This is a genomic window from Mesorhizobium yinganensis, from assembly GCF_040081985.1.
Taxonomy (GTDB): domain Bacteria; phylum Pseudomonadota; class Alphaproteobacteria; order Rhizobiales; family Rhizobiaceae; genus Kumtagia; species Kumtagia yinganensis.
Window position 1 is genome coordinate 1 of record NZ_JBEBMH010000036.1, and the last position, 26307, is coordinate 26307.

The window sequence follows — 26307 nt, forward strand, 5'->3', positions numbered from 1 at the left end:
TCGATCGCCTAACTCACCATTGCCATATCCTGGAGACCGGAAACGACAGCTTCCGCTTCAGGAACAGTTCGGCAAAACCCGTCAAACCCGCGAAGGAGAAAACCAAAAACTTGACCCCGACCTGACCCAGACCCATCATCCACCCGGGTCAGTTCTCAGTGGAAACCCCGGGTCAGTTCTTCGCGGAAATCAACAAGGCTGGCTGGAACTGAGTGAGCGAACGTGTCGCAGCGATCGCGCGTTGACGGGCAGGTGCCGCGAGGGAGCGGCATCGGATCGACGCCCACGTTCGCAGAAATACACGGTCATCCGCCACCCTTTATTCGACGGATATTCGATGGATTTCTGAAAATATAGCTAAGTAATTGAAATTGCTGGTACGCCCAAGGGGAATCGAACCCCTGTTTGCGCCGTGAGAGGGCAGACGCAGCGGATTGAAAGCGGTCGCCTTTATGGCCGGCAATCAAATCATCAAGGTGCAGCTAAAGGTGCAGTAAGAGGGCACTGTTGTGCAAAACAATGCATAAATTACAACGAATTAGGTAATTACAACGAATTAGGTCCATATGTTGGCGGAGAGAGCGGATTTCGGACTGACAGAAACAATTTTGGATTCCCGGATCATTTGGAAAGTGATCCAGACTCTTTGCCGGATCGGAGACCGGCAGGCATATCGAAGGGGCTGTCGGTCGATCTTCGAGTTCGGGTTGTAGCGGCAGTTGCGGATGGCTTGACGCACCGCCAGGCTGCTCAGCGGTTCGGCGTGAGTACTGCGAGCGTCAGTCGTTGGCGCAAGCTGGAAGCCGTTTCGGCTCTCGCCCTATAAAATCACCCTCGCTCGCATGTCCTCCGAGGGACTCATAAGCGCGTTTTTCCAATGCATATATAAGAATCATATTTCTTTCTTCTCCCTGCCATCTCGAACCTTTATGCGGTTTTGGCCATATTCCTGACAAATTCAAACCCGCTTGGCGAAATCTTCATAATGTCGCTTTGCGCTTCGTCATATTTGTTGCGTGCTCCAGCAAAGACGTGTCACCTCACAATCGAGAATAAGGAGTTGTGACTGTGGATATAGCCCTTATAACAGTTGGACTGATCTTCTTCGTTTTCACATTCGCCTACATCAAAGTCTGTGAAAAACTATAGGAGAACGGAAATATGCAGTTCGAATTTATTTTAGGCAGAGCGATGACTTTGTTCCTGCTTGATTATCTCACCTACGCCCTGCTTCGGCCTGAGCGGTTCTAATCGCACAGGCGCAACGCTCGGAAAGCTAGACCCATGACTCTCAATGGATGGATTCAGATCCTCGTTTTCTGCGGGATCATCATTTTGCTCGCAAAGCCACTCGGCGGCTATATGTTCCGGGTCTTCAGCGGTGAGCGCACATTGCTGTCGCCGGTTCTCGGCCAGATCGAGCGCGGACTTTACCGTATCGCCGGAACGAGCGAACAAGAAGAGCAACACTGGACGACTTATGCGGCTGGGATGCTGTTCTTCAACCTTGCAGGCTTCGTGTTCCTCTATTTTCTGCAGCGGTTTCAGGGTGGCCTGCCGCTCAACCCGGCGGGGATGGCGGCGGTGCCGCCGGAGCTCGCCTTCAACACGGCTACGAGCTTCGTCACCAATACCAACTGGCAGAACTATGGCGGCGAAAGCACCATGTCGTACCTGACCCAGATGGTGGGGCTGGCCGTCCAGAACTTCGTCTCGGCGGCGACCGGCATCGCCATAGCGGTGGCGCTGATCCGCGGTTTCGCGCGGGCCTCGGGCAGATCGATCGGCAATTTCTGGGTCGATACGACGCGTGCCACGCTTTATGTGCTTCTGCCCATCTGCATCGTGCTGACGCTGGTCTATGTCTGGCTCGGCATGCCGCAGACCCTTGGCGCCTACGTGAACGCCACCACGCTGGAAGGGGCACAGCAGACGATAGCCGTCGGGCCCACTGCCTCGCAGATCGCCATCAAGATGCTCGGCACCAATGGCGGGGGCTTCTTCAACGCCAACGCGGCGCACCCGTTCGAAAATCCCGATGCGATCTCCAACTTGATCCAGATGGTCTCGATCTTTGCCATCGGCGCAGCGCTGACCAATGTTTTCGGACGCATGGTTGGCAATCAACGCCAGGGTTGGGCGATCTTTGCCACCATGGGCGTGTTGTTCGTCGCCGGCGTTATCGTCTGCTACTGGGCCGAAGCCGCCGGCAACCCGCTGGTGCATACGCTCGGCATCGATGGCAGCAACATGGAGGGCAAGGAAACCCGCTTCGGCATCGCCCTGTCGGCTCTGTTCGCCGTCGTTACCACGGCAGCCTCTTGCGGCGCGGTCAACGCGATGCACGGCTCCTTTACCGCGCTCGGCGGGCTGATCCCGCTGATCAACATGGAACTGGGCGAGATCATCGTGGGCGGCGTCGGCGCCGGCTTCTACGGTATCCTGCTGTTTGTTGTCCTTGCCGTCTTCGTTGCCGGCCTGATGGTCGGGCGCACGCCGGAATATCTCGGCAAGAAGATCGAGGCCAAGGAAGTGAAGATGGCGGTCCTTGGCATTCTATGCCTGCCGGCATCCATGCTGATCTTCACCGCGATCGCGGTCGTGCTTCCCGCCGGTGTCGCGTCCATCGGCACACCTGGCCCGCACGGCTTCTCGGAAATCCTCTACGCCTATACTTCCGGAACAGCCAACAACGGCTCGGCCTTTGGCGGCCTGACTGGCAATACGCCCTGGTACAACATCACTATTGGTCTTGCCATGCTGATGGGCCGATTCCTGATCATCATTCCCGCGCTGGCCATTGCCGGGTCTCTCGTGATGAAGAAGACCGTCCCGGCTTCGGCCGGAACCTTCCCCACGGACGGCACGCTGTTCGTCGGGCTGCTCTGCGGCGTCATCGTGACTATCGGTGGCCTGACCTTCTTTCCGGCGCTCGCCGTCGGGCCAATCGTCGAGCATTTGGCGATGGTCCTCGGGCACACGTTCTAACGATCGCGCATCCAACCTGTTCGATCGGTTGCGCAGCACCGTATATCCCCGCGCCGATTGGGCGCGGAGGATGGCAAGCCGCCGCGAGTGTCCTGCATCAAACTGGCATGCTGCTGCTTGTTCTTCGGGGTCGCGCTGGTAGCGCAGAGCGGCGACACCGGTTCACAACGGCCTGATTGATCGCGGTCTTCCCACAAGAAACACACGCTGGAGCCTCAAGATGAGCCAGTCCAAATCCGCGAGCATCATGGACGCTCGTATCCTCGTTCCCGCCATCGGCGATGCTTTTCGGAAATTCAATCCGAGAAGCCTCGCCAGGAACCCGGTGATGTTTGTCGTCGCCGTGGTTTCAGCGCTCACCACGGTCCTGCTCATCAGAGATGTTGCAACTGGCGCTCCCGGTCTCGGATTCTCGTTCCAGATCGTGCTCTGGCTCTGGTTCACGGTACTGTTCGCCAATTTTGCCGAAGCCGTCGCTGAAGGGCGCGGCAAGGCGCAGGCGGATTCGCTGCGGCGCACCCGCTCCGAAACGCAGGCCAAGCTTCTCACCAATGGCAATCGTTCGACCTTCAAGGTGATACCTGGCAACAACCTCAAAGTCGGCGACGTCGTTATTGTCGAGGCCGGGGATATCATTCCCTCCGATGGCGAGGTGGTCGAAGGTATAGCCTCCGTGAATGAGGCCGCCATCACCGGCGAGTCCGCGCCCGTCATCCGCGAATCCGGCGGAGACCGCTCGGCCGTGACCGGCGGCACGCAGGTACTTTCCGACTGGATCAAGGTCCGCATCACGGCTGCAGCCGGCTCGACCTTCATCGACCGAATGATCGCGCTGGTCGAGGGCGCCGAACGGCAGAAGACACCGAACGAGATCGCGCTCAACATCCTGCTCGCCGGCATGACCCTGATCTTCGTTCTGGCGACCGTGACGATCCCGAGCTTCGCCACCTATGCGGGGGGTTATATCCCTGTCGTCATCCTGGTTGCGCTGTTCGTCACGCTGATCCCGACCACCATCGGCGCCCTGCTTTCGGCCATCGGCATCGCCGGCATGGACCGGCTCGTGCGTTTCAACGTGCTGGCAATGTCCGGGCGCGCGGTCGAAGCCGCCGGCGACGTCGATACGCTGCTTCTCGACAAGACCGGCACCATCACACTTGGCAACCGGCAAGCGACGGAATTCCGGCCTGTCCACGGTGTAAAGGAGCAGGAACTGGCAGATGCCGCGCAGCTTGCCTCGCTCGCCGACGAGACGCCGGAAGGCCGCTCGATCGTCGTTCTCGCCAAGGAGAAATACGGTATTCGCGGTCGCTACATGCAGAGCCTGCACGCGACCTTCGTCCCGTTCACGGCGCAGAGTCGGATGAGTGGCGTCGACCTTGGCGGTTCGTCTATCCGCAAGGGCGCGGTGGACTCGGTGTTGAAGCATGTGGAGCTTGCAACCGTGGCGGCTGGAGCCAACCGCGCCAATGCCGAGACCATCCGCGAAGTTCAGTTGATCGCCGACGAAATCGCCAAGGCTGGTGGAACGCCGCTTGCAGTCGTGCGAGACAACCGCCTGCTCGGCGTCGTGCATCTCAAGGACATCGTCAAGGGCGGCATTCGCGAGCGTTTCGCGGAACTTCGCCGCATGGGCATCCGCACGGTGATGATCACCGGAGACAACCCGATGACGGCTGCAGCGATCGCGGCAGAGGCGGGAGTGGATGATTTCCTCGCCCAGGCGACGCCCGAGAACAAGCTGTCGCTGATCCGCGATGAGCAGGCCAAGGGCAAACTGGTCGCCATGTGTGGCGACGGGACCAACGACGCGCCTGCCCTTGCTCAGGCGGATGTCGGCGTCGCCATGAACACCGGCACGGTGGCCGCGCGGGAAGCGGGTAACATGGTGGATTTGGACAGCGACCCGACCAAACTCATCGAGATCGTCGAGATTGGCAAGCAACTCTTGATGACGCGCGGCGCGCTGACCACCTTCTCCATTGCCAACGACATCGCCAAATATTTCGCGATCATCCCGGCGATGTTCCTGGCGTTCTACCCGCAGCTCGGCGCGCTCAACATCATGGGCCTTCAAACACCCCAGAGCGCCATACTGTCCGCGATCATCTTCAACGCGCTCATCATCGTGGCGCTGATCCCGTTGTCGCTGAAGGGCGTCAAATATCAGGCCATCGGCGCGGGCGCACTGCTTTCCCGCAACCTGCTCATCTACGGTCTGGGCGGTATCGTCGTCCCGTTCGTCGGCATCAAGACTATCGACATGGCCATCACCGCCTTTGGCCTCGTGTAAAGGATTAATCCCATGCTCAAGCAGCTAAAACCCGCGATTGTTGTCTTCGCCGCCCTGACGATAATCAGCGGCCTGATCTATCCTCTCGGCATGACCGGGCTCGCCCAGGCGATTTTCCCTCGCCAAGCCAATGGCAGTTTAATCGAGAGGGACGGCGTTGTCATCGGCTCGGAACTGATCGGCCAAGCCTTCACAAGCGATAAATACTTCCATGGCCGACCGTCGGCCGCAGGCGACGGGTACAACGCCACCTCATCCAGCGGTTCCAACCTTGCGCCTACCAGCCGGAAACTGATCGACCGCATCAAGGCGGACGCGGAAACCCTCAAGGCCGAGAACCCTGGAACGCCAGTGCCGATCGACCTGGTTACCACGTCCGGCAGTGGCCTCGACCCGCACATCTCTCCTGAAGCTGCGCAGTTCCAGATTCCTCGCGTGGCCAAGGCGCGCGGGATGACCGAAGATGCCCTGCGCGCACTGGTCCACCGCCAGGTCAAAGGGCGGGAACTGGGCTTCATGGGAGAGCCGACCGTCAACGTTCTCAAGTTGAACCTCGCGCTCGATGCCGCTAGCCGCCAAGCGCCGATCAAAAATTCTTAGAACATTTGAACACATCTGTCGCGGCTGATCACAAGCTCGCTATCGCAGAATATCGACTATCGGCTTCAAGCGCGCATCGACGAAAAGGCCAAGACAATCAGAGACACGGCCCAACTGATCAACGACTACGACAAGCCGTTGATTCGCTGCGGTTAGTTCCTCCGATGCCGTTCAATAGATCCGTGGCATTCCCGCCGGCTTCATCAAGCGCTTTTGGGCCGCGATGCGGAAAGGCGCGTTGGGTGCGCCGTAGCCAGCGTATCCACCTCGACGCTCCACGATCTCGAAGACGAAACCCTCGCCGAAGGCAGGGGCGTAGAGCTGGAAGAATTCGCCGTTGTCGTCACGATCGTAGAGAACATTGCATTCGCGCAACCGGTCGGCAAGCAACGGATCCAATCCGAACCTGGCCTCGACGTCGTCAAAATAATTCGGCGATATCTGCAGCGGTCTGAAACCGTGCGAGCGGAGGGCCGCGGCAGTATTGAAAATGTCGGCGGTCAGGAAGGCCACGTGTTGGATGCTGGAGCCGAAAGTCTCTGCAACGAAGTGACCTGCCAAAGTCCGGCGGCTCTCGGCGCCGTTGAGCGTCAGCCGCAGACGCCCATCCAGCCCCTCTATGACCTGGCTGCGCACCAGCCCCGCAGGGTCGGCCACATCGACAAGCCCTGTTTTCCGTGCGCGGAACAGCGACAAGTAGAGGAGAAGCCAACTCGGCAGTTCTTCGCCCGGCATGGTCTGGCCGACGTGATCGATCCGCGTGAGGCCGACGCCTCCATGGTCGCCGGTGTCCCGTAGCGGCCGGAATTCCAGATCCCAAACCCTGCCGAGGTCGGTCGCGGCATCAAGGAAATAGACGAGACTCCCGCCGACGCCGCGCATGGCGGGGATCTCAAGTTCCCCTTGGCGGACCGGCTGGATGAACAACTCCGCACCCAGGGTCCTCGCACGTTCGACCGCGGCTGCGGCATCCCCGACCTTCAGGCCGATCGCATAGGCGGACGTGCCATGGACGACGAAGGAGGAATGGGCAAATCCTTCGCGTTCCGTGTTGACGACAATGTTGATCCCGCCCTGCCGATAGAGTGTCACATGCTTGGAGACGTGCCGCGCGGCCTCGATGAAGCCGAGCACGCCGAGCAAGGCGCCGATCTCCTGTCCGCCATCGCCGTTGGCTGTGAACTCGACGAATTCTACCCCCTCGACTTTGATACGGTCGGGCATGGGTGGGACGGCCAACGCAAGCGAAGGGTCTTGCCGACGCACCTGGTCCATCAGCCAGGTCAGCGACCGCCTGCCGTCAACGGATATCGCTTTTGCCGAACCGCGGCGGAACTGGTCATTGAAAACTTCGAGGGACAGGTAGCCGTCATAGCCGGTCCCTGCCACCGCACGCATGAAATCGGTCACCGGAAGGTCGCCTTCGCCCGGCATGTTGCGAAAATGCCGGCTCCAGTAGAGCAGGTCCATATCGATCTTCGGTGCGTCGGCAACCTGCACGATGAAGATCCGGTCGCCTGGAATGGCGCGGATCGAGGCCAAGTCGATCCCACGAGCCAGCGTGTGAAAGGAATCGAGGATCAGCCCGACATTCTTGTGATCGGCCCTCCTCACGATCTCCCAGGCATCACGATGGTCGCTCACATACCGCCCCCAGGCCAGGGCCTCATAACCAACCCGCAAGCCACGTCTGGCCGCACGTTCGCCTAGTTCATGAAAGTCGGAGGCGGCGCGGTCGATGCCGCCCAACGCGGCCGGCGACACAGAAGAACAGACGAGCATCAGGTCCGTGCCGAGATCTTGCATCACGTCGAATTTCCGCTCGGCGCGGTCGAAGGCTCGGCCGCGCTGGGGCTGCGGCAGGCCTTCGAAATCGCGGAAAGGCTGGAAAAGTGTGATGGCGAGGCCGGCGTCGCGGGCCATGCCGGCCACATCCCGCGGGCTGCCGTCGAAAGCAAGGAAATCGTTCTCGAAAATCTCGACGCCGTCGAAGCCGGCAGCAGCGATCGCCGCCAGCTTTTCACGAAGGTCGCCGCTGATCGAGACGGTGGCGATCGAGGTCTTCATCCGCTCGACAATCCATGGTGTCCCGTACCGGTCAGGGTACGGGGAGCGCTTGATGTTGTGTCGGGTGCCCGCATCAAAGCAGCGCGATGGCGCGGGTGGGTCCGCCGGTCGCTCCCTTGACCTTGGGAATACCAAGGAAAAGGCGTGCGCCCGATTCCGGAATGGCGTCGAGATTGGCCAGGCATTCGACGCCCCAGCGGCCACTGCCCAGCCATTCGTAGTGTACGGGGAACGCGCCGTTCGAATTGAGGCCTGTGTCGAGCGACAGGGTATCCACCCCGATGCCTTTGACCTTGCGCTCTGAGATGAGGAATTGCGTCGTCTCGATGTGAAATCCCGGCGTATGGTTTCGTTTCTCGTTGTCGCTGCCGGTAAATTTCGGATCACCCACCAGTTTGTGCCAGCCGGAATTCATCACAACGCAGCATCCTTCGGGGAGTGGCCCGTTCCTGGCCTCCCACGCCTTGACGTCGTCCGGGGTAAGCTCGGCGTCGGGGTCGTCGGCGGCGCGCGCGGCGATATTGATGACTGCTACCGGAACAATCAGGTCCGAGATCGGGATGAGATCGGCCGTCATGCCGTCAGCGGAAAAGTGGATAGGCGCGTCCATATGTGTGCCGCTGTGTTCGACGATCGTCCAGCGGTTGAGATTCACCTTGTCCTTGGCGAAGGTGACGAGATTTTCGACGGTGACCCATTTATCCCCGCTGAAGGTCGGAAAACCTTCATAGAGGGCGTGGGAGAGGTCGACCGTATCGGTAAAGCTGATGGGCGCAGCCCGGGCCGACGGGATCGCCGGCAGGGCGGTGGCTGCCGCCGCGCCGAGGCCGAGTGTAAATCCGGCCTTCAACAGCCCTCTTCGCGTAGCGTTCTCGCAGATCGAATGCAGGCATCCCGGAGGGCACATTTCAGCTTTTCCTTCCCCGTTTCGAGCCCTTGCCGGGCTGGTTGATTTTCCTGCCGCGCAGCGCGGTTATCTCGTTCGTCCTTCAGTCTCTCGGCCAGGTGAGGGCAGCTATTCCCGGATCAAATCCCTCAGCGCGTTGACGGCAGTCGCGTAACCGTTAGGCCCGAGCCCTGCGATCACCGCGGTCGCCACGGTGGACACCAGCGAACGGTGATAGATCGCCTCGCGCCGGTGGATGTTGGAGATGTGCAGTTCGATGATCGGACCGGAAAACATCTTCAATGCGTCCAGGATAGCGATCGACGTAAAGGAGAAGCCGGCGGGGTTGATGACGATGCCGGCGCCGTGGTCGATCGCTTCATGGACCCATTCGACGATCTCGCCTTCGAAGTTTGACTGATGGAAGCGCATCGGCCGCTCGCCAGCCGCCCGCCTGCACAGCGTCTCGATCTCGGCCAGCGTGATGCGGCCGTAGATTTCCGGCTCGCGCGTACCGAGCCGGTTGAGGTTCGGACCGTTGATGATAAAAATCTGCTTCATCTCTTTCCCCGTCATCCCTGGTATCCGAGCAGGCGTGGCAGCCACAGCACGAGCCCCGGAAAGAAGGTGATCAGCACCAGCGAACCGACCATCGCCCAAAGGAACGGCAGCGTGTCGCGCACGAGGTCGCGCAGCGGCACCTCGGCGATGCGGGTCATGATGAACAGGAGCAGACCGTAGGGCGGCGTGATCAGCCCGATCATTATATTCACGACCACGACCACGCCGAAATGCACCATGTCGAGACCGAGCGCTCGGGCGGTAGGAATCAGAACCGGCACCACGACCAACAGGATCGTCGTGCCTTCCAGCAGGCAGCCGAGGACGAGCAGGATGACGTTGACGAGGATCAGAAACCCGGTGGGAGAAAGGTCCCAAGCCTGAAGGATCGTCGTCAACGTCTGTGGAATGTTCTCGACCGTGATGACGTAGTTGAACACGAGCGCGCCAGCGATCAGCATGCCGATCGATGCCGTCGTGCGGGCGCTGGCCAGAACCGAGCGATAGAAGTCGCTGTAGGAAACGCTTCGGTAGAGCACCGTGGAGATCAGCAGCGCATAGGCCGCGGCGACGGCGGCCGCTTCCGTCGGGGTGGTCGCGCCGGTGTAGATGCCGCCAAGCAGCACGACCGGCATCATCAGCGACGGCAGCGCCCGCCGGGTAATCAGCGGCAGTTCGCGAAGCGGCGTGGGTGCCTCGACGGGGAAATTCTTGCGGCGCGCGTCGAAGAAGACGATGACCATCTGCGCCAGCGCCATCAGCAGCCCCGGAACGACGCCAGCGAGAAACAGATAGCCGATCGACGCGTCGGAGACGAGCGCGTATATGACCATCGGGATGGACGGAGGGATGATCGGACCGATGACAGCCGTGACGGCGGTCAATGCCGCCGCGTAGCTGCCGGGATACTTCCCGTCCCTGGTCATCATCTGCTGCATCATCTTGCCGGTGCCGGCGGCGTCGGCGATCGCCGAGCCCGACATGCCCGCGAAGATGATGGACTGGACGATGTTGACGTAGGCGAGGCCGCCGCGGAACCTGCCGACGATGGCGTTGCAGAACGACATCAGGCGATCGGTCATGGAGCCGATGTTCATTAGTTCCGCGGCCAGGATGAACAGCGGCACGGCGAGCAGGATGTAATTGGAATACATCCCGTTGAGCAGTTGTTCGGCAGCCGTGCCCATGTCGAGCCCAGCCAGCAGCAGATAGAGGATCGAACCGCCGATCATCGCATGGCCGATCGGCAGGCCGAGGAACGACAGGGCAACGATGGCGAGAACCGTCAGCGAGAATGGGCTGGTCACGTTCATACGCCCGACCCCGCCTTGGTCGGGTCGAATTCTTCCGGCGCCTTGCCGAAGGCGGCCTGCCAGGAAAGCCAGAGGTAGCGCGCAAGAACCGCGACGACGAATACGATGTAGATGGCGTAGAGCCAGTCGAAGCGGATTTTCAGATAGGCGGTCTTCTCGACCTTCATGAAAGTGACGTAGTCCCATGTCGCCGGCAGCGAGATGATGTAGAGAACGATCAATGCCGCGGCCGAGACGAGGAATATCACCCTTCGTCCGCCAGATCCGACGGCGGAATAGATGAGGTCGAACCGGATCTCCTCCTCCTCGCGCACCACGAAGGCCGCTCCGAACAGGACGATCCATATCCACAGGATCACACTGATCTCGTTGGTCCAGCCGATCGGCAGGTTGAGCAGGTAGCGGAAAGCGATCTGCAGGATGAAGGCCGCAAACATCAGCGCCAGCATGGCGGCGAGAACGTTTTCCGCGCGGCGATAGAGCCAGCCGCCGATGCGGCGCGGGGTCGGGGTCACGAAATGCCTCCCAAAGCGGCGACCGGGATGTCGAGCGGGCTTCCCGGCAAGCGGCGCGCTTGCCGGGAGAAAATGCGCATCAAAGCGCGTTGATCTTGTCGACCATGCCGGCCGGCCAGTCCTTGGCCAGGTCTGACTCCAGATACTGTTCCTGGACATGTTTGCGGAAGGCCGCGACGTCCGGCTCGTAAATCTTCAGGCCCTTGGCCTTGAAAGTCTCCACCAGTTCCTTCTCGCGGGCGAGATGCTTCTGGGTGGAGAAGTCGATCGCAGCGTCCGCGGCGGCCTGGAACTTCGCCTGCTTCTCGGCACCCATCTCATCCCAGGCCTTCTTTGAGATCGTGAGCAGGTCGAAGCCGACAAGATGCGACGTCAGCACGATCTGGCTCATCACCTCGTAGAACTTCATGTTCTCCACATTTGGCAGAGGATTGTCCTGGCCGTCGATCGCGCCGGTCTGCAGACCGGTATAGACCTCGGCATAGGCCATCGGCGTCGGATTGGCGCCGAGCGCGGTGCCCAGGAACTGCCAGGCGTCGCCGCCCGGCATGCGCAGCTTGATGCCTGCCAGATCGGCGGGCGTCTTGATCTCCTTGTCAGGCTTGAGCCCGACCTGGCGCACGCCGAAATAGGTCGGGCCGAGGATCACCACGCCGAGCTGGTCCTCGGCCAGTTTCTTCAATTCGGTGCCGGCTTCGCTCGCGAAGAAGGCCTTGAGGTGGGCTGCGTCGCGAAACAGATAGCCGGCGGTGACGATCGACCAGGCCGGCACCTGCTTGGAGATGTCCTGCGGCGCTATGTTGCCCATTTCCAGGTTGCCGCGCTGCAGGGCGACAAGCTCTGTGCCCTGCTTGAACAGGTTGCCGCCGTAGTAGCCCTCGAAAATGAAGTCATCCTTGATGGCGTCGGCCAGCATCTTCGTCATTTCGGCGCGAATGTCCTGTTCCGAGAACACTGCCGAGAAACGCAGTTTCGGCTTGTCCTGGGCGAATGCGGGAAGCCCCGCCAGCGCCGTCGCGGCGACCGTGCTGGCCAGAAACAAGCGTCGTGTGAAGATGTGCGTCATGCCATTTCCTCCCTTTGAAAATTAAGTCGTAAAACCGCGACCAATTCCGGCCGGCTGATTCCTCGACAGCGGCGTCAAGATATCTGCGATAAGTTGCGGTGAGCCCACGTAGGATAGAGCCGTCAACACCTCCTAGACATGTTGGTCGGGCTAACGCGGTCATGCGGCCGACTCGAAATGGCTTGCCATCGCCTTGGGGTCGGCGACGCGACCCGTGAACAGTTCGAAGGCTCGCACGGCTTGATAGATCGCCATGCCGGTGCCAGCCAGCGTCCGGCATCCGCGGGCGCGCGCCTGGCGCAGGAGCTCGGTCTCGGGCGGGAAGTAAATGATCTCCGCGACCCATTGGAGCGGGTCGAGCCGGTCGACATTGAAGGGGACGCCGGGATATTTGGCCATCCCGATCGGTGTTGTGTTCACGATACCGTTGACATCCGCGAGAGCGGATTCGGCGCTTCTCACGGCACTCACAGTCGCATCAAATCGGCGCGACATGCGTCGCGCCAATGCTTCCGCCTTCTCCGGGTCGACATCGACGATAACGAGTTCGCCGGCGCCGAGATCGAGAAGGGCATGGGCTACCGCCGCTCCCGCACCACCAGCGCCGAGTTGGAAGACCCGGCCCAACGCGGCACCCTGCATTCCGGCGCGAAAGCTCTCCGCAAACCCCCAATTGTCGGTATTGTGGCCGACAGTCCTGTCGCGCTGGAAAATGACCGTGTTGACGGCGCCGATGGCCTCCGCCTCAGGCGCCAGGGCGTCGAGATGGCCGCTAACCACCTGCTTGAATGGATGTGTGACGTTCAACCCATGGAAACCGCAATGCCGGGCGGCGGCAATGACCGCTCCGATCTGCTCGTCGACGAGTCCCAGACGGTCGAAGTCGATCAGCAAATAGGTGCATTGAAGGCCATGGCGCGCCGCCTCGCGTTCATGCATGGCCGGCGTACGCGACTCCTGGATGCCACGTCCGGCGAGGCCGGCAACCACCCGGTCACCTTGACCGGGATTCGGCGGGCGGCGTGCCGCCAGGTCGCTCAAAAGGTCGACGATGTCGTCGGCCATGGTTTTGTAGACCTCCCCGCGATCCGGCGTGCGGCGTTAAACCGTCGGCCCACCGGTCTAAGGGGACTTTGTACCATCTGGTTAATTTCGTCAATTGCTTTGTACAAGTCAGTTAATTTGCTATTGGCATACCGCAGCAGGGCGAGAACCGGAAAGATTTGCACCCGTCATGGACGATAGACCGGCCGGCAATCGCGGTAGTGGCTGGAAGCAAGATCCCGCCGGCGTGCGCAAAAACATCCTCGCGGTCGCAATGGAGGAGTTCGCCGCCAACGGTCTGTCCGGCGCGCGGATCGACGAGATCGCGGCGAAGACCAACACGTCTAAGCGAATGATCTACTATTACTTTGATGACAAGGAAGGACTATACGGCCGCGTCCTCGAAGAGGCTTATCGGCAGGTTCGCGCCGGCGAGCAGCAGCTAGAACTCGACCACCTGCCGCCAGTCGAAGCGCTTACGCTGCTGGCCGAATTCACCTTTGAGCACCATAGCCGGCACCCAGACTTTATTCGCATAGTTATGATCGAGAATATCCATCGCGGTGCCTATCTCGAGCAGTCCGAGCTTATCGGTCTGCTCAACGCCGGTGCGATCCAGAAGCTGGAGGCGATCTGCCGCCGCGGCCGCGAGGCGGGTCTGTTTCGCGACGACGTTGCGCCGCTGGAATTGCACTGGCACATCAGCGCCATGAGTTTCTTCAACGTTTCCAACCGAGCTACTTTCTCGGGCATCTTCGGTGGCGCGCTTTTCACACCCGAAGGACAGCAGACATTGAGGGCGCACCTTGTCGAAATGGTCGTCAACCTTGCGCTCAAGCCCGACCGGCGCTCGCGGCGCGGTGAACCGACTGGTACATGCCCTGTACATTAGCGGACCGATTATTATCGCACCCATGCGGTCTCGATGGGAACAGACGCTAATGCTGCGCACCGACGACGCTGAGCCTATCCGGATCTAAGTGTTCGCCTTTGGTGCAGTCTGCGCGATTTCGGGATTTTCAATGCGAGAGCCTAACGGAACTTCACAATCGAATTGCCGGCGCAAACCGCGCTTGCCCTCTCAGCGGATCAGGCCGATTTCCTCACAATACCGAAGCCTGGATGGCTGTACGCCAGCGCGCTCCGCAACCTCGCCAACATCCATCATATTCATGTCGTATGGAGTTTGCATTGTGTATTCCTGCCCAAATTGCTCGCTCTAGAAATGCTACGACTTCTAGCCAAATTGAGGCCAAGCGACAACGGAACCGGCCACTTGGCGGGACGGTCGTAGGATCGCGCTGCTGATGGCGGCCACGCTGACGGTGATGGCCAACGCAACGATCAGCCCCGCGCTGCCTAGACTGCAGAGGCTGTTTCAAGACGAACCTAACGTGGCCATACTAACGCGGCTCCTGGTCACGGCGCCATCCTTAAGCATGGCGCTGCTCGTGCCATTCGCAAGGCTTGCCGTCGACAGCATCGGGCGACGCGTCATCCTGCTGTCCGACAGTTCTTTTTGTGATCGCCGGGAGCACAGGGCAGCAAGCGGGAAGCTGTGGGATTCAGATGGCTTTAGTGGAGACTCTCGACATCGGCGTTTGCTGCGCATATCGGCAAGTCGATGCGAACCCGCGGAATGCGGAAAACCCTCCAGCCTCTTCGCTCTGCACGCGGACCTGTTTCCCGGCATGATGGCGGCCGCCCATCGCCGCGAGGACCTCAACGCTTGGCCGGCCGGCGCCGCCATAAAGCTCATGCGGCCGGACGAATCGAGGCCCAGAGCCGAATAGCTGCGAAGCGCTTCGGACATTGCAACGCTGCTCAGCTCACAGCCAAACGGAAATGCTCGCAGTATCTCGCGATGTCTGCTTCCACGAAGCGGCGAACTTGGCATTCACGGCTGCAATCAAGCGACTAACTGCCAGCCGTCACCAACAACTGCTGAATGAATAAGTGCGTGACGAGGCCATACACCGCCACTGGCGGTCACACGATCAAATCCGTAGTCTGCTGAGCGGATGAATAAGATCGAGTCAAGAAAGCCTGGATCGAGTAGGGAAGCTACCGCGGCGGCTGGCCGGCTGGGGGCTCGGCTCAAACTCGCGCGACAGATCCGTGGTATGACGCTTAAGACATTGGCGAATGCGGTAAGCTGCTCGGAAAGCTTGCTTTCAAAGATTGAGAACGGCAAGGCGTCTCCTTCCCTGCCGATGCTGCATCGTCTTGTGGAGGCGCTCGGCACCAATATCGGCCGGATGTTCGAGGACGTCGATGGTGACGAGGGCATCGTATTCCGCGCCGGCATGCGCCCACTGATCACGCTTGACCCGCTACGGCGGGGCGAAGGCATATCGCTCGAACGCGTCATCCCCTATTCGGCCGGGCACCTGCTGCAATGCAACATCCATCATATCGAAAAAGATGGCGAGAGTGCTGGGCCGATCCAACACGTCGGCGAGGAAGTTGGATACGTCCTTACCGGCCACGTCGAGTTGGTGGTCAACCAAAAAAGCTTTCGGCTGGCCCCCGGCGACACCTTCGTGTTCAAATCGGACCTGCCGCACCACTATCGTAACATCGGCGAAGAGCGGGCGAGCATCTTCTGGGTCAACACGCCTGCGACGTTCTGATGCGAATGCTTGTTCAAGAACGTTGACAACCATTCAAGTCTCTTGAAAACTGAAGCGCCTTTCACAGTTGGGAACTCCGGCCAAGGTCGGCAAAGAAAGAGGGAACCGCAATGCGCCTGAATCGACTTCTCGCAAGCTGCGCGACAGCCATCGCCTTGAGCATGGCGGCCGGCGCCGCCTACGCCCAAGACACTTTCGCGCTGGTCAACATCAACCAACAGGCTCTTTTCTTCAATCAGATCAACGACGGTGCGCAAAAGGCGGCGGATGCCGCCGGTGCCAAGCTCGTGATCTTCAACGCCAACAACGTGCCGAGCGCGCAGAATGATGCGATGGAAACCTACATCACGCAGAAAGTCGACGGCATCATTCTCGTCGCGATCGACGTCAATGGCGTGAAGCCTGCGATCACGGCGGCCAAGGCCGCCGGCATCCCGGTCATTGCCATCGACGCGCAGATCCCCGACGGCGACAACGTCGCCTTTGTCGGCGTTGACAACACCCAGGCCGGTGCGGACATCGGCAAGTTCTACGCCGACTACGTAAAGAAGGAGATGGGCGGCAAGGCCAAGATCGGTGTCGTCGGTGCGCTCAATTCGTTCATCCAGAACCAGCGACTGGACGGCTTCAAGAAGGCAGTGGTCGACAGCGGCGTCGACGTGACCTTCCTCGACACGGTCGACGGACAGAACGTCCAGGAGACGGCGCTCAGCGCGTCTGAGAACCTGATGACCGCCAACCCTGACATGACCACTCTCTACGCGACAGGTGAGCCGGCGCTGATCGGCGCGGTTTCCGCCGTCACCAGCCAGGGCCGTACTGGGGACGTCAAGGTGTTCGGTTGGGACCTCACGAAGCAGGCGATCGAAGGCATCAACGCGGGATGGGTCACCGCAGTGGTTCAGCAGGACCCGGCCGGCGAAGGCGCCGGGGCCGTCGAAGCGCTAATCAAGCTCAAGAAGGGCGAAAAGGTCGAGCCGATCATCAACATCCCGATCACCATCGTGACCAAGGAAAACGTCGAACCCTACAAGGCGATGTTCAAGTAGAAGCCATCGACGCTCAAACTGCGGCGTCGCCTCGCGCGGCGTCGTCCTTACAAGAGGATGGCATGACCGAAAGCGAGACCTATCGCGTCCGGATGAGCGGTATCTCGAAGCGTTACAATGCGATCCAGACGCTGGACAACGTTTCGCTGACGCTGAAGCCCGGCGAAGTGCTGGGCCTCGTCGGCGACAATGGCGCGGGCAAGTCGACGCTGAGCAAAGTGCTGTCCGGTGCGGTTGTCCCGGACAACGGGACGATTGAGATCGACGGCAAACCGGTATCGTTCACATCACCGGCCGATGCGCGCTCGGCCCGCGTCGAGATGGTCTATCAGGACTTGTCGCTCTGTGACACGATCGATGTTGCCGGAAACCTCTTCCTCGGTCGCGAGCCGCGCCGTGTCATTGCCGGCCTGCCGTTCCTCGACAAAAAGCAGATGCACGAGCAAGCACGCGTCATGCTCGACCGGCTGGGCATCGTGATCGCCGATACCAAATTGAAGGTCGAGAACCTGTCGGGCGGTCAGCGCCAGTCGATCGCCATCGGCCGGGCCGCTTCGTTTGAGCCTTCCGTGCTCATTATGGACGAGCCGACCGCTGCCCTGGCGGTGGCGGAAGTCGAAGCAGTCCTGGACCTCATTCGGACAGTGAGCGCACGCGGCGTGAGCGTCATTTTGATTACACACCGATTGCAGGATCTGTTCCTGGTCTGCGACCGAATTCAGGTCATGTATGAGGGTCGCAACGTGGCCGAGCGACTGATCGGAGACACCAACATCGAGGATGTCGTCAACCTGATCGTCGGACGAAAGTTCGCCGCCCGCTCTGCCAAGCATGCGCATCAGAGCGTAGCGCCGGCATGAGCGACGCGCCGCTTCATACCCCGGCGGCACCGCGCGTACGCGACAGCACCTGGCGCGACGCGGTGCTCGCCAATGGGAGCGTCGTGTCTATCGCACTGTTCTTTCTTGTCGTTTGCGTGATCTTCTCTTTCGCCACCGATGCGTTCCTGTCGGCGCCGAACCTGCTCAACATCCTGCGCCAGTCCGCGCCGCTGCTGATCGTCGCTGCCGCCATGACCTTCGTCATCACCACCGGCGGCATCGACCTGTCGGTCGGCTCGGTGCTGGCGCTGGTCGCCACCCTTTCGGCAACGCTGCTGCAATTGGGTCTGCCCTGGCCGCTGACCATACTGGCCATGCTGGCGATCGGAACAGCGCTCGGCGCGCTCCAGGGTTACTTCATCGCTTACGAGCGCATTCCGGCCTTCATTGTTACGCTTGCGGGTCTGTCCGTCATTCGCGGTTTCGCGCTGCTGATCACAGGCGGCTATTCGATCCCTGTCGAGGCGACCAGCCCGTTCGTGGCGATCGGTCGCGCCTGGATTCTGGGCGTACCGGCCCCGGCCTGGATAGCCGTAGTCGTACTGGCGCTTGCCTATCTTGTGTTTAATCAGACGCCGTTCGGCCGCTATGTGACCGGCATCGGCGCTAATGCGGAAGCTGTACGCCGCGCCGGCGTTAACACGCAGCTCAATATGCTGTTCGTCTATGTCATCTCAGGCGCGGTCTCGGCGCTCGCGGGCATTATCGTTGCTGCGCGCCTCGGCTCCGGCTCATCGAATGCGGGCCAGGGCTTCGAGCTAGAAGTGATCGCCGCCGTCGTGCTCGGCGGCACCAGCCTGTTTGGCGGACGAGGCACGATCACCGGGACGATCCTCGGCGCGTTGACGGTTGCCGTCATTGCCAATGGACTGATCCTCGCGCATCTGTCACCGTTCCTGACACCAATCGTCACAGGCGTCATCATCCTTGTCGCGATCTGGCTAAACTTCCGTCTGTTCCGCGGCGCGGTGCGGAGTCGCTGAGCATGGACGATCTTTTCGACACAACACCCGCGAAGCGCCATCCGATCGGCATTGCGACCGGCGAGGTGATGACTGTCACCGGCCCAGTTCCGGTCGATGCGATGGGCGTGACGCTGATGCACGAGCACATCCTGCTCGATGGCGCACGCACCTGGAAATGCCCATGCCATCCCGACGAGAAAGCAATCGCCCTGCAACCGGTTTCGATGGAAATCATCGGCGAGTTGCGGATGAATCCCTATATGAACCGTGACAACATCTCGCTCGACGACAGCGATCTGGCGCTCTCGGAGCTGAAGCGTTACCAGGCGCTTGGCGGAAACACGGTGGTCGATGCGACCAACATCGGCATTGGCCGCGAGCCGGAAAAACTGGCGCGCATTGCCCGCATGTCGAATCTGAAGATCGTCATGGGGACCGGGTTCTACCTGCAGCACACGCATCCCGAATGGCTGAAGGCGATGGATGTCGACGCGGTTACGCAACTCATCGTCGACGAGGTGGGCGGTGGCGAAACCCAGCAAGCCATTCTTGCAGGCCTGATCGGAGAGATCGGCGTCAGCAAGGATTTTACCGATGAGGAGATGAAATCATTGCGCGCATCGGCGCGCGCTGCGCGCATCACTGGCGTGCCGCTGTCGATCCATCTGCCCGGCTGGGAGCGACTGGCGCATAGGGTGCTCGACATCGTCGAGCAAGAAGGCGCGGACCTGCGTCACACCGTGCTTTGCCACATGAATCCCAGCCACAAGGATCTCGACTACCAGACCAGCCTTGCAAGGCGGGGCGCATTTCTCGAATACGACATGATCGGCATGGACTATTATTATGCCGACCAAGATGCACAGTCGCCGTCGGATGAGGAGAACGCGCGCGCGATCCGATCGCTGGTCGATCTCGGCTTTGCCGACCGCCTGCTCCTTTCGCAGGATGTCTTCCTGAAGATCATGCTGACGCGGTATGGCGGGTTCGGGTACGGCTACATCCTCAAGCATTTCGTGCCTCGCCTGAGACGACATGGCCTCGATCAATCCGTCATCGATCAGATGATGATCGACAATCCGCGATCCGTATTTTCCGCCTGAGACAATTCATTTGCGAGAGTAGAAATGTCGAAGAAGAAAATCCTGCTGGCAGGCGAGTCCTGGGTGTCTACGGCGACCCACATTAAAGGCTTCGACCAGTTTCCGACCGTGACCTACCACACCGGTGCGGACGAGCTTCTCAAAGCGCTCAAGCAGACTGAGTTCGACGTGACCTTCATGCCGGCACATGAGGCACAGCGCGATTTTCCTCAAACGATGGAGGCGTTGTCCGCCTATGACGCGGTCGTTCTTTCCGACCTCGGCTCAAACACGCTGCTGCTGCATCCGGACACGTGGATCCATTCGAAGACGACTCCCAATCGCCTGCGGCTGTTGCGGGACTATGTGAGAGGCGGCGGCGGATTGCTGATGTTCGGTGGCTATTACAGTTTCCAGGGCATCAATGGCGGGGCGCGCTATCACAAAACGGCAGTCGAGGACGTTCTGCCCGTAACGTGTCTTCCCAACGACGATCGCGTCGAAGTGCCGGAAGGTTTTGCTCCCCTGCCGAACGGCTCGGGGCACCCGATCCTCAGGGGTCTCGGCACAGACTGGCCAGTCCTACTCGGATTCAACGAAGTCGTGGTGAAGGACGGCGCTGAGGTGCTCGCAACCGTTTCGTCGGACTACGGCTCGCTTCCCTTGCTGGTGACCGGCAGATACGGCGAGGGCCGTACCATTGCCTGGACATCGGACGTGGGGCCGCATTGGCTGCCGCCGCAGTTCATCGCCTGGCCGGGCTACAAGACGCTGTTCGAAAACATGCTCGCCTGGGCAACCGCCAAGGACTGAGATGCGCGTTCATGTCGTGGGCAATGCCTGCATCGATACGACATTCAGGCTTGGCCGGTTTCCCTCGCCTGGCGAGACACTGAATGCTTCGACCGTCAGTGAGGGACTTGGAGGCAAAGGCGCGAACCAAGCCGTGGCGGCATCACGCACCGGTGCGCCGGTAACGCTGTGGACGGCGCTCGGCAGGGATACGACAGGCGCGACGATCAGTGGGGCGCTCGCGGGCGAAAACCTCGATCTGAAGGTTAGTGCGTTCGATCTTCCGAGCGACCGGTCGACCATTATGGTGGATGCCACAGGCGAAAACCTGATCGTCAGTGGCGTGGCGTGCGCGAAAAGCTTCGACCCGCTATGTCAGGCTGAGATTTCAGCCGGAATTGAACCGGATGATATCCTCGTTCTTCAGGGAAATCTCACCACGCCGGCAACGGAAAGATGTCTGCGCGCGGCCCGTGAGAGGGGTGCAAAGACCGTGCTTAATCTTAGCCCTATCAACGAATTCTCTCTGCCGCACCTCGCGTTCACCGACATCCTGGTCGTCAATCGGAGCGAGGCGCAAACCATTGCCGAGCAATTGGACATTGATCGTGCAGCCCTCAACCTGGCGAGCAGTGGGCCTGCGATGGTTGTGGTGACGCTCGGGCCCGAGGGATGTATCTGGCTCCGGGCGGACGAAACGACGATCCATCGCCTTCCGGCGCCCGCCATCACCGCCGTCGACACCAGCGGCGCCGGCGACGTCTTCTGTGGTGCCTTCGTTGGCGCCCTATCGCTGGGAATGGCGATTCCGGACAGCCTCCGATTCGCGTTGGCGGCCGCTTCTGTTGCAGTCACGAGGCCCGGTACGCTTGCATCTTGTCCGACATCGTCGGAAATGGCAGCACTTCTCGATCGAACGAAAGCGAACCATCATGGCTGAGAAATCCACGCCGATCGGACAGACAGGCGGCGACGCGCTGGCCTCGCTGTTTGGCCGCACCAAGGTCGTGATCGGCGTCGTGCATCTGCTGCCGCTGCCCGGCGCGCCGCGCCATAGCGGTGAGGCGGTCGAGACGATCTACCAGCGCGCTCTGGATGACGCACGCGCCTACCTGCACGGCGGCTGCGACGGGTTGATCGTGGAAAACCACGGCGACATCCCCTTCGCCAAGCCGGACGACATCGGACCGGAAACCTCGGCCTATATGGCAGTGATCTCCGACCGCATCCGGCGCGAACTCGGCCGTCCAATTGGCATCAACGTGCTTGCAAATGCTGCAATCCCCGCGCTGGCTGTCGCAAGCGCCTCTGGCGCCGGCTTTATCCGGGTGAACCAATGGGCGAATGCCTATGTCGCCAATGAAGGTTTCGTCGAAGGCGAATCCGGCCGTGCGGCTCGCTATCGAGCGAAGCTGCGCGCCAACGGCATAAAGATATTCGCCGATGCACACGTAAAGCACGGAGCGCACGCTATCGTCGGTGACCGGTCGGTAGAGGAACTGGTCAAGGATCTGGTTTTCTTTGATGCCGATGCGATCATCGCCACCGGCCAGCGTACAGGTCACGCGGCCGACCTGGGCTATATCCGCATGATCAAGGAGGCTGCCGGACTGCCGACGCTCGTCGGAAGTGGCGTAACGCCCGAGAATGTCAACGACATTTTGGGCATCGTCGACGGTGTCATTATCGCAAGCAGCCTCAAGCATGGCGGGGTCTGGTGGAATTCGGTCGATCCAGCACGGGTAACTGCGCTTATTGCCGGCTTGAAGAGATAATACGAATGCGTGCCGAAGTTAAAGCGAAGCGAGACTTGGATCGTGTCCCACCGCTTGGTGTAGCTCGGCGGTAGCGCAGCCGCTCGTGAGCGCGCCCTCAACAGCGCTGTAGCGAGCGAGTGGCGGAGCGGGTGGTCATCGATGTTTCTCCGATAAGGTCGGGTTGCTCACACCAACCTGGTTCGAAGGAACGACCGATGACCGACGACATGATGAACCTGCGTGCGCTCGTGGAGAAGACCCCGGACGCCGATCTGCTGCGCGAGATGATCGGCTTCGCCGCCGAGCGGCTGATGGAACTGGAGGTAGGCGCTGCCGCCGGCGCAGGCTATGGCGAGAAGAACCCGCTGCGGCTGGCCCAGCGCAACGGCTATCGCGACAGGGACTGGGAGACGCGCGCCGGCACCGTCGAGCTGCGCATCCCGAAGCTGCGGAAGGGCTCCTACTTCCCGGGCTTTCTGGAGCCGCGGCGCATGGCCGAGAAGGCCCTCACGGCCGTCATTCAGGAAGCTTACATCCAAGGCATTTCGACGCGCTCGGTCGACGACCTTGTCAAGGCGATGGGCGCGAGCGGCGTCTCCAAGAGCCAGGTCAGCCGGCTGTGCGAGGAGATCGATGGCAAAGTGAAGACCTTCCTCGATCGGCCGATCGAAGGCGACTGGCCGTATCTGTGGATCGACGCCACCTACCTGAAGGTGCGCCGCGGTGGTCGCATCGTCTCGGTCGCCGTCATCATCGCCGTCGGCGTCAACAGCGATGGCCGCCGTGAGGTGCTGGGCATGGAGGTCGGCACCTCGGAGGCCGAGCCGATCTGGACGGAGTTCCTGCGCAAGCTGACCCGGCGCGGCGTCAAGCTGGTCGTCTCCGATGCCCACCAGGGCATCAAGGCGGCCGTCGCCAAGGTGCTCAATGCAACCTGGCAGCGCTGCCGCGTCCACGTCATGAGGAACGTGCTGGCCCACGCCGGCAAGAGCGGGCGCCGCGTCGCCTCGGCCTTCATCGCCACCGCCTTCGCCCAGGAAACACCCGAAGCCGCCAGCACCCAGTGGCGTGCCGTTGCCGACCAGATCCGGCCCAAGGTGCCCAGGCTGACAACGATCATGGATGAGGCCGAGCACGACGTGCTTGCCTACTACATGACCTTCCCCAGGGAGCATCGTGCCAAGCTGCATTCGATCAATCCGATCGAACGCATCAACGGCGAGATCAAGCGCCGCACCGACGTCGTCGGTATCTTTCCCAACGACGACGCCATCGTCCGTCTGGTCGGCGCATTGCTGCTCAAACAGAACGACGAATGGGCCGTGCAGCGCGCCCGCTACATGACGCTGGAAACCATCAGCTTGATGAGCGATGATCCCCTCATCAGCCTGCCGGCCGTGGCGCGCTGATCAGCCCGGCCAAAGCCGGAGACTTCGGTGATCAGCGCCGTCAGATACACCACTCACTGGGACACGATCTTCCGGTCTCAGCGCGCCAATCCAGAAGGGTTATTCAGAGACAAGAAATTGCTGAAACTCCTGTGCAGCCATATTGTCCGGTGGCAGGACCCTATTGCATGAAGGTGCACGCCGATGGTCCGTTACCAAGTTTGCGATATAGTGGTCGATTGGCTGAGGCGATCGCCGATTTTGTCGGTCGCGGCCGACACTGTCCCGATCGTAGGACTTTCCGGGCCACAGGGCGCAGGAAAAACCACTATCATGCAGGCGCTCTGCGATACCTTGGCTGAAGACGGCCTGCAGGCGGTCAGCATATCAATCGATGACTTCTACCTCACTCATTCGGAACAAGTCGCGCTTGCGCGCTCACACCCAGACAATCCCTATCTCCAACATCGCGGTTACCCTGGAACGCACGATGTTTATCTGGGCGCACAAACGCTCCAAAGCCTGCGCCTGCTCACATCCTATCAGAGCACTAAGGTGCCTTGCTACGACCGATTTGCTTATCAAGGCGAGGGCGACCGCATACAGCAAAAGAACTGGCGTGTAATCGTTGGTCCTCTGCACCTTATCATCCTTGAGGGATGGATGCTCGGCTTCACGCCGGTCGAAGAACGACTGCTTGGCGATAAGCATCTCGGGGTGGTCAATACAAGATTGGCCGAATATCGAAACTGGCATTCGTTCCTCCGAGGCTTCATATGGATCGAGCCGGAAGATCCTGGCTTCGTACGCGACTGGCGGATCGAAGCCGAGGACCGTGCAAGGGCCGAAGGCAGGACTGCCATGTCCAAGCGGCGGACGAAGGCATTCGTTGAGGCATTCCTACCTGCATACTTTGCGTACTATCCCGGGCTCAGAAAACGCGCTCCGACTACTCTCCCACATCTACGGATTTTGATTGGCAAGAACCGCGAGGTTAGGACCGTCAGCACGGACTGGAACGGCGGAGGGTAGGCTGACGCACAAGCCACAGTCTGCTCGGTCACGACGTTCAAACAGAGGCCGATCAAATCAAAAGGTCCTGAGCCTAGAGCGCTAAATCGTCCCTCAGGTACGGGTGTGGATACGCGGCCGCACGAGCTGGAGACCCGCATTAACCCGGTTTGGTTTGGCGGATTGGCGCTGAGAATATTGCAAGGCCGGTATTTGGGCTGATTTGGCGACCTTTTGGCTGTGGGCTCGCAGCCAGGTCAGGTCGATTTGAGCCGGTTCCACGATTGCGGACAGAGTCATCCCGCGGCTTTGGCCCGCTCATGGAAGATCAGCCTATCGAAGGTGTAGGCGATGTTGGCGAGCAGCATCTTCGCCTCGGCTCGGGCGATGCCGATGGTGCGGATGAACAGGCCGAACCGGTTCTTCTGGTGTGCGAACACATGCTCCACCGCCGCACGGACCGACGACTTAGCGGCATTGGCGCGCGCCATAGGCTGCGGCATGGCGTGTCCGGCCGGCTTGCGACGATGAATGCGGCTGACCAATCCTTTCGATGACAGCCATTTCTCATTCTTTTGCGATCGGTAGGCGCTGTCGGCCCAAACCTCGGACGAGGTATTCTGCGTCGTCACCAGTTTCGACAGCATGCGACCGTCGGCATGTGCCGCCGAAGTGACAGCGCTCTCCCGGATGAAGCCGAAACCTCGGTCTATGACGATATGGGATTTGTAGCCGAAGACCGGCAAGGCGATCTGCGGCAGAGGCGTCCCGTCCTGCCGGTAGCGGACCTTGCCGCCGATCTTCGGCGTCCAGCGTGCGTCGGTATCCTTCTGGGCCGCCTTCGCCGGTTCGTCCGGCCAGATTTCCCTGGCGCTCTTGCCGGCCTTGATCGCCGCCTTCTCGCTTTCGGTGTTGCGCTGCTTCGGCGCCGGAACCAGCGAGGCATCGACGATCTGACCCGACATCGGGATGTAGCCCTTCTTGTGCAATTGCCAGTCGAAGGCTTTCATCACCCGCTTCAACGTGTCGGTCTCGGTCAGTTTGTTGCGAAACAGCCGGATCGTGTTCTCGTCCGGCGTCGGGCCGCCAAGATCGAAGCCGAGAAACCGCATCCAGGACAACCGGTCCCGGATCATGAACTCCATCCTGGCATCGCTCAGATTGTGCTGCGCCTGCAAAATCAGCGCCTTGAACATCGACACCGGATCGAACGGCGGGCGACCACCCTTGCCACCCTCGCCATAGCCAAGTCCTTCGACCAGCCAGTCACGGAAATACTCAAAGTTGACCGTCGCCTCCAGAACCTCGAGCGGATCACCATCCTTGCTCAGCCGGTCGAGATGTTCCGAAAGCCCCAATAGCGACCGCTGCTCCATCGTCCCGTCTCCAAATCACGACACAAGCAGTGAATCACAA

General features: G+C 60.6%; 26 protein-coding genes and 1 pseudogene. 18 read left to right on the forward strand and 9 right to left on the reverse strand.

Translation table 11 applies throughout. The features are described from left to right. The 6 genes and pseudogenes from ABMA59_RS32525 to kdpC all read left to right on the forward strand — a co-directional run. The coding region (locus ABMA59_RS32525) for an ATP-binding protein (protein ID WP_349007100.1) at positions 1–125 on the forward strand (125 nt) is incomplete at its 5' end. 545 nt (positions 126–670) lie between these two features. After that, positions 671–796: pseudogene (locus tag ABMA59_RS32530) on the forward strand (helix-turn-helix domain-containing protein); the annotation flags it as partial. A gap of 365 nt (positions 797–1161) precedes the next feature. Beyond that, positions 1162–1251: a K(+)-transporting ATPase subunit F gene (gene kdpF / locus ABMA59_RS37410; RefSeq protein WP_425476023.1), complete on the forward strand. Its 90-nt coding sequence runs from the start codon at positions 1162–1164 to the stop codon at positions 1249–1251. A gap of 33 nt (positions 1252–1284) precedes the next feature. Beyond that, the gene (gene kdpA / locus ABMA59_RS32535) at positions 1285–2988 is read left to right on the forward strand and encodes a potassium-transporting ATPase subunit KdpA (protein ID WP_349009525.1); all 1704 of its coding nucleotides are present in this window, start codon (positions 1285–1287) and stop codon (positions 2986–2988) included. A 220-nt stretch (positions 2989–3208) separates the two neighbouring features. Then, positions 3209–5281 carry a potassium-transporting ATPase subunit KdpB gene (gene kdpB, locus ABMA59_RS32540; RefSeq protein WP_349009526.1) on the forward strand — a complete coding sequence of 691 codons (2073 nt, stop codon included), beginning with the start codon at positions 3209–3211 and terminating at the stop codon, positions 5279–5281. 12 nt (positions 5282–5293) lie between these two features. Continuing rightward, a complete protein-coding gene (gene kdpC, locus ABMA59_RS32545) occupies positions 5294–5881 on the forward strand; it encodes a potassium-transporting ATPase subunit KdpC (protein ID WP_349009527.1) in 588 nt (195 codons plus the stop codon). Positions 5882–6052: 171 nt separating this feature from the next. Here the strand turns inward: kdpC and ABMA59_RS32550 are convergent, their stop codons facing one another. From ABMA59_RS32550 to ABMA59_RS32580, 7 genes are all read right to left on the reverse strand, one after another. Next, positions 6053–7948, reverse strand: coding sequence for a bifunctional sugar phosphate isomerase/epimerase/4-hydroxyphenylpyruvate dioxygenase family protein (locus tag ABMA59_RS32550; RefSeq protein WP_349009528.1), 1896 nt, complete (start codon positions 7946–7948; stop codon positions 6053–6055). Positions 7949–8021: 73 nt separating this feature from the next. Next, on the reverse strand, positions 8022–8798 hold the full coding sequence (locus ABMA59_RS32555) for a cyclase family protein (protein WP_349009529.1): 777 nt from the start codon (positions 8796–8798) through the stop codon (positions 8022–8024). Positions 8799–8963: 165 nt separating this feature from the next. Continuing rightward, positions 8964–9395, reverse strand: a complete 432-nt coding sequence (locus tag ABMA59_RS32560) for a type II 3-dehydroquinate dehydratase (protein WP_349009530.1) — start codon at positions 9393–9395, stop codon at positions 8964–8966. An 11-nt stretch (positions 9396–9406) separates the two neighbouring features. After that, positions 9407–10708: a TRAP transporter large permease gene (locus tag ABMA59_RS32565; protein WP_349009531.1), complete on the reverse strand. Its 1302-nt coding sequence runs from the start codon at positions 10706–10708 to the stop codon at positions 9407–9409. Further along, positions 10705–11223 (reverse strand): TRAP transporter small permease, encoded by a 519-nt coding sequence (locus ABMA59_RS32570; protein ID WP_349009532.1) that lies wholly within the window; start codon positions 11221–11223, stop codon positions 10705–10707. The genes ABMA59_RS32565 and ABMA59_RS32570 overlap by 4 nt, the downstream gene beginning before the upstream one ends. Positions 11224–11302: 79 nt before the next feature. Then, positions 11303–12289: a TRAP transporter substrate-binding protein DctP gene (gene dctP, locus ABMA59_RS32575; RefSeq protein ID WP_349009533.1), complete on the reverse strand. Its 987-nt coding sequence runs from the start codon at positions 12287–12289 to the stop codon at positions 11303–11305. Between the two features lie 159 nt (positions 12290–12448). Further along, positions 12449–13354, reverse strand: coding sequence for a shikimate dehydrogenase (locus ABMA59_RS32580; protein ID WP_349009534.1), 906 nt, complete (start codon positions 13352–13354; stop codon positions 12449–12451). Between the two features lie 169 nt (positions 13355–13523). Between ABMA59_RS32580 and ABMA59_RS32585 the strand changes: the two genes are divergently transcribed. Continuing rightward, complete coding sequence (locus ABMA59_RS32585) at positions 13524–14225, forward strand: TetR/AcrR family transcriptional regulator (protein ID WP_349009535.1); 702 nt, start codon at positions 13524–13526, stop codon at positions 14223–14225. Between the two features lie 189 nt (positions 14226–14414). Here ABMA59_RS32585 and ABMA59_RS32590 read toward each other — a convergent pair whose 3' ends face one another. Continuing rightward, positions 14415–14525 carry a MerR family DNA-binding transcriptional regulator gene (locus tag ABMA59_RS32590; RefSeq protein WP_349009536.1) on the reverse strand — a complete coding sequence of 37 codons (111 nt, stop codon included), beginning with the start codon at positions 14523–14525 and terminating at the stop codon, positions 14415–14417. Between the two features lie 115 nt (positions 14526–14640). Between ABMA59_RS32590 and ABMA59_RS32595 the strand changes: the two genes are divergently transcribed. The 11 genes from ABMA59_RS32595 to ABMA59_RS32645 all read left to right on the forward strand — a co-directional run bounded on the left by ABMA59_RS32595 (position 14641) and on the right by ABMA59_RS32645 (position 24912). After that, the gene (locus ABMA59_RS32595; protein ID WP_349009537.1) at positions 14641–15126 is read left to right on the forward strand and encodes a hypothetical protein; all 486 of its coding nucleotides are present in this window, start codon (positions 14641–14643) and stop codon (positions 15124–15126) included. Positions 15127–15354: 228 nt separating this feature from the next. Further along, a complete protein-coding gene (locus ABMA59_RS32600; protein WP_349009538.1) occupies positions 15355–15966 on the forward strand; it encodes a cupin domain-containing protein in 612 nt (203 codons plus the stop codon). A gap of 110 nt (positions 15967–16076) precedes the next feature. Next, positions 16077–17015, forward strand: a complete 939-nt coding sequence (locus ABMA59_RS32605; protein ID WP_349009539.1) for an ABC transporter substrate-binding protein — start codon at positions 16077–16079, stop codon at positions 17013–17015. A 62-nt stretch (positions 17016–17077) separates the two neighbouring features. Then, positions 17078–17875 (forward strand): ATP-binding cassette domain-containing protein, encoded by a 798-nt coding sequence (locus ABMA59_RS32610; protein WP_349009540.1) that lies wholly within the window; start codon positions 17078–17080, stop codon positions 17873–17875. After that, on the forward strand, positions 17872–18879 hold the full coding sequence (locus tag ABMA59_RS32615) for an ABC transporter permease (RefSeq protein ID WP_349009541.1): 1008 nt from the start codon (positions 17872–17874) through the stop codon (positions 18877–18879). Before ABMA59_RS32610 ends, ABMA59_RS32615 begins: the two co-directional genes overlap by 4 nt. A gap of 2 nt (positions 18880–18881) precedes the next feature. Continuing rightward, positions 18882–19964, forward strand: a complete 1083-nt coding sequence (locus ABMA59_RS32620) for a phosphotriesterase family protein (RefSeq protein ID WP_349009542.1) — start codon at positions 18882–18884, stop codon at positions 19962–19964. 24 nt (positions 19965–19988) lie between these two features. Continuing rightward, entirely contained in the window at positions 19989–20756 is a 768-nt protein-coding gene (locus ABMA59_RS32625; RefSeq protein WP_349009543.1) for a glutamine amidotransferase, read from the forward strand. Between the two features lies 1 nt (position 20757). Next, positions 20758–21675, forward strand: a complete 918-nt coding sequence (locus tag ABMA59_RS32630) for a ribokinase (RefSeq protein WP_349009544.1) — start codon at positions 20758–20760, stop codon at positions 21673–21675. Continuing rightward, a complete protein-coding gene (locus ABMA59_RS32635; RefSeq protein ID WP_349009545.1) occupies positions 21668–22510 on the forward strand; it encodes a BtpA/SgcQ family protein in 843 nt (280 codons plus the stop codon). The genes ABMA59_RS32630 and ABMA59_RS32635 overlap by 8 nt, the downstream gene beginning before the upstream one ends. Positions 22511–22707: 197 nt before the next feature. After that, positions 22708–23901, forward strand: coding sequence for an IS256 family transposase (locus tag ABMA59_RS32640; RefSeq protein ID WP_349009546.1), 1194 nt, complete (start codon positions 22708–22710; stop codon positions 23899–23901). Between the two features lie 183 nt (positions 23902–24084). Further along, positions 24085–24912 carry a nucleoside/nucleotide kinase family protein gene (locus tag ABMA59_RS32645; protein ID WP_349009547.1) on the forward strand — a complete coding sequence of 276 codons (828 nt, stop codon included), beginning with the start codon at positions 24085–24087 and terminating at the stop codon, positions 24910–24912. A 275-nt stretch (positions 24913–25187) separates the two neighbouring features. On the opposite strand, the gene ABMA59_RS32650 is transcribed toward ABMA59_RS32645, so the two are convergent. Next, complete coding sequence (locus ABMA59_RS32650; protein ID WP_349009548.1) at positions 25188–26267, reverse strand: transposase; 1080 nt, start codon at positions 26265–26267, stop codon at positions 25188–25190. Positions 26268–26307: the final 40 nt, after the last annotated feature.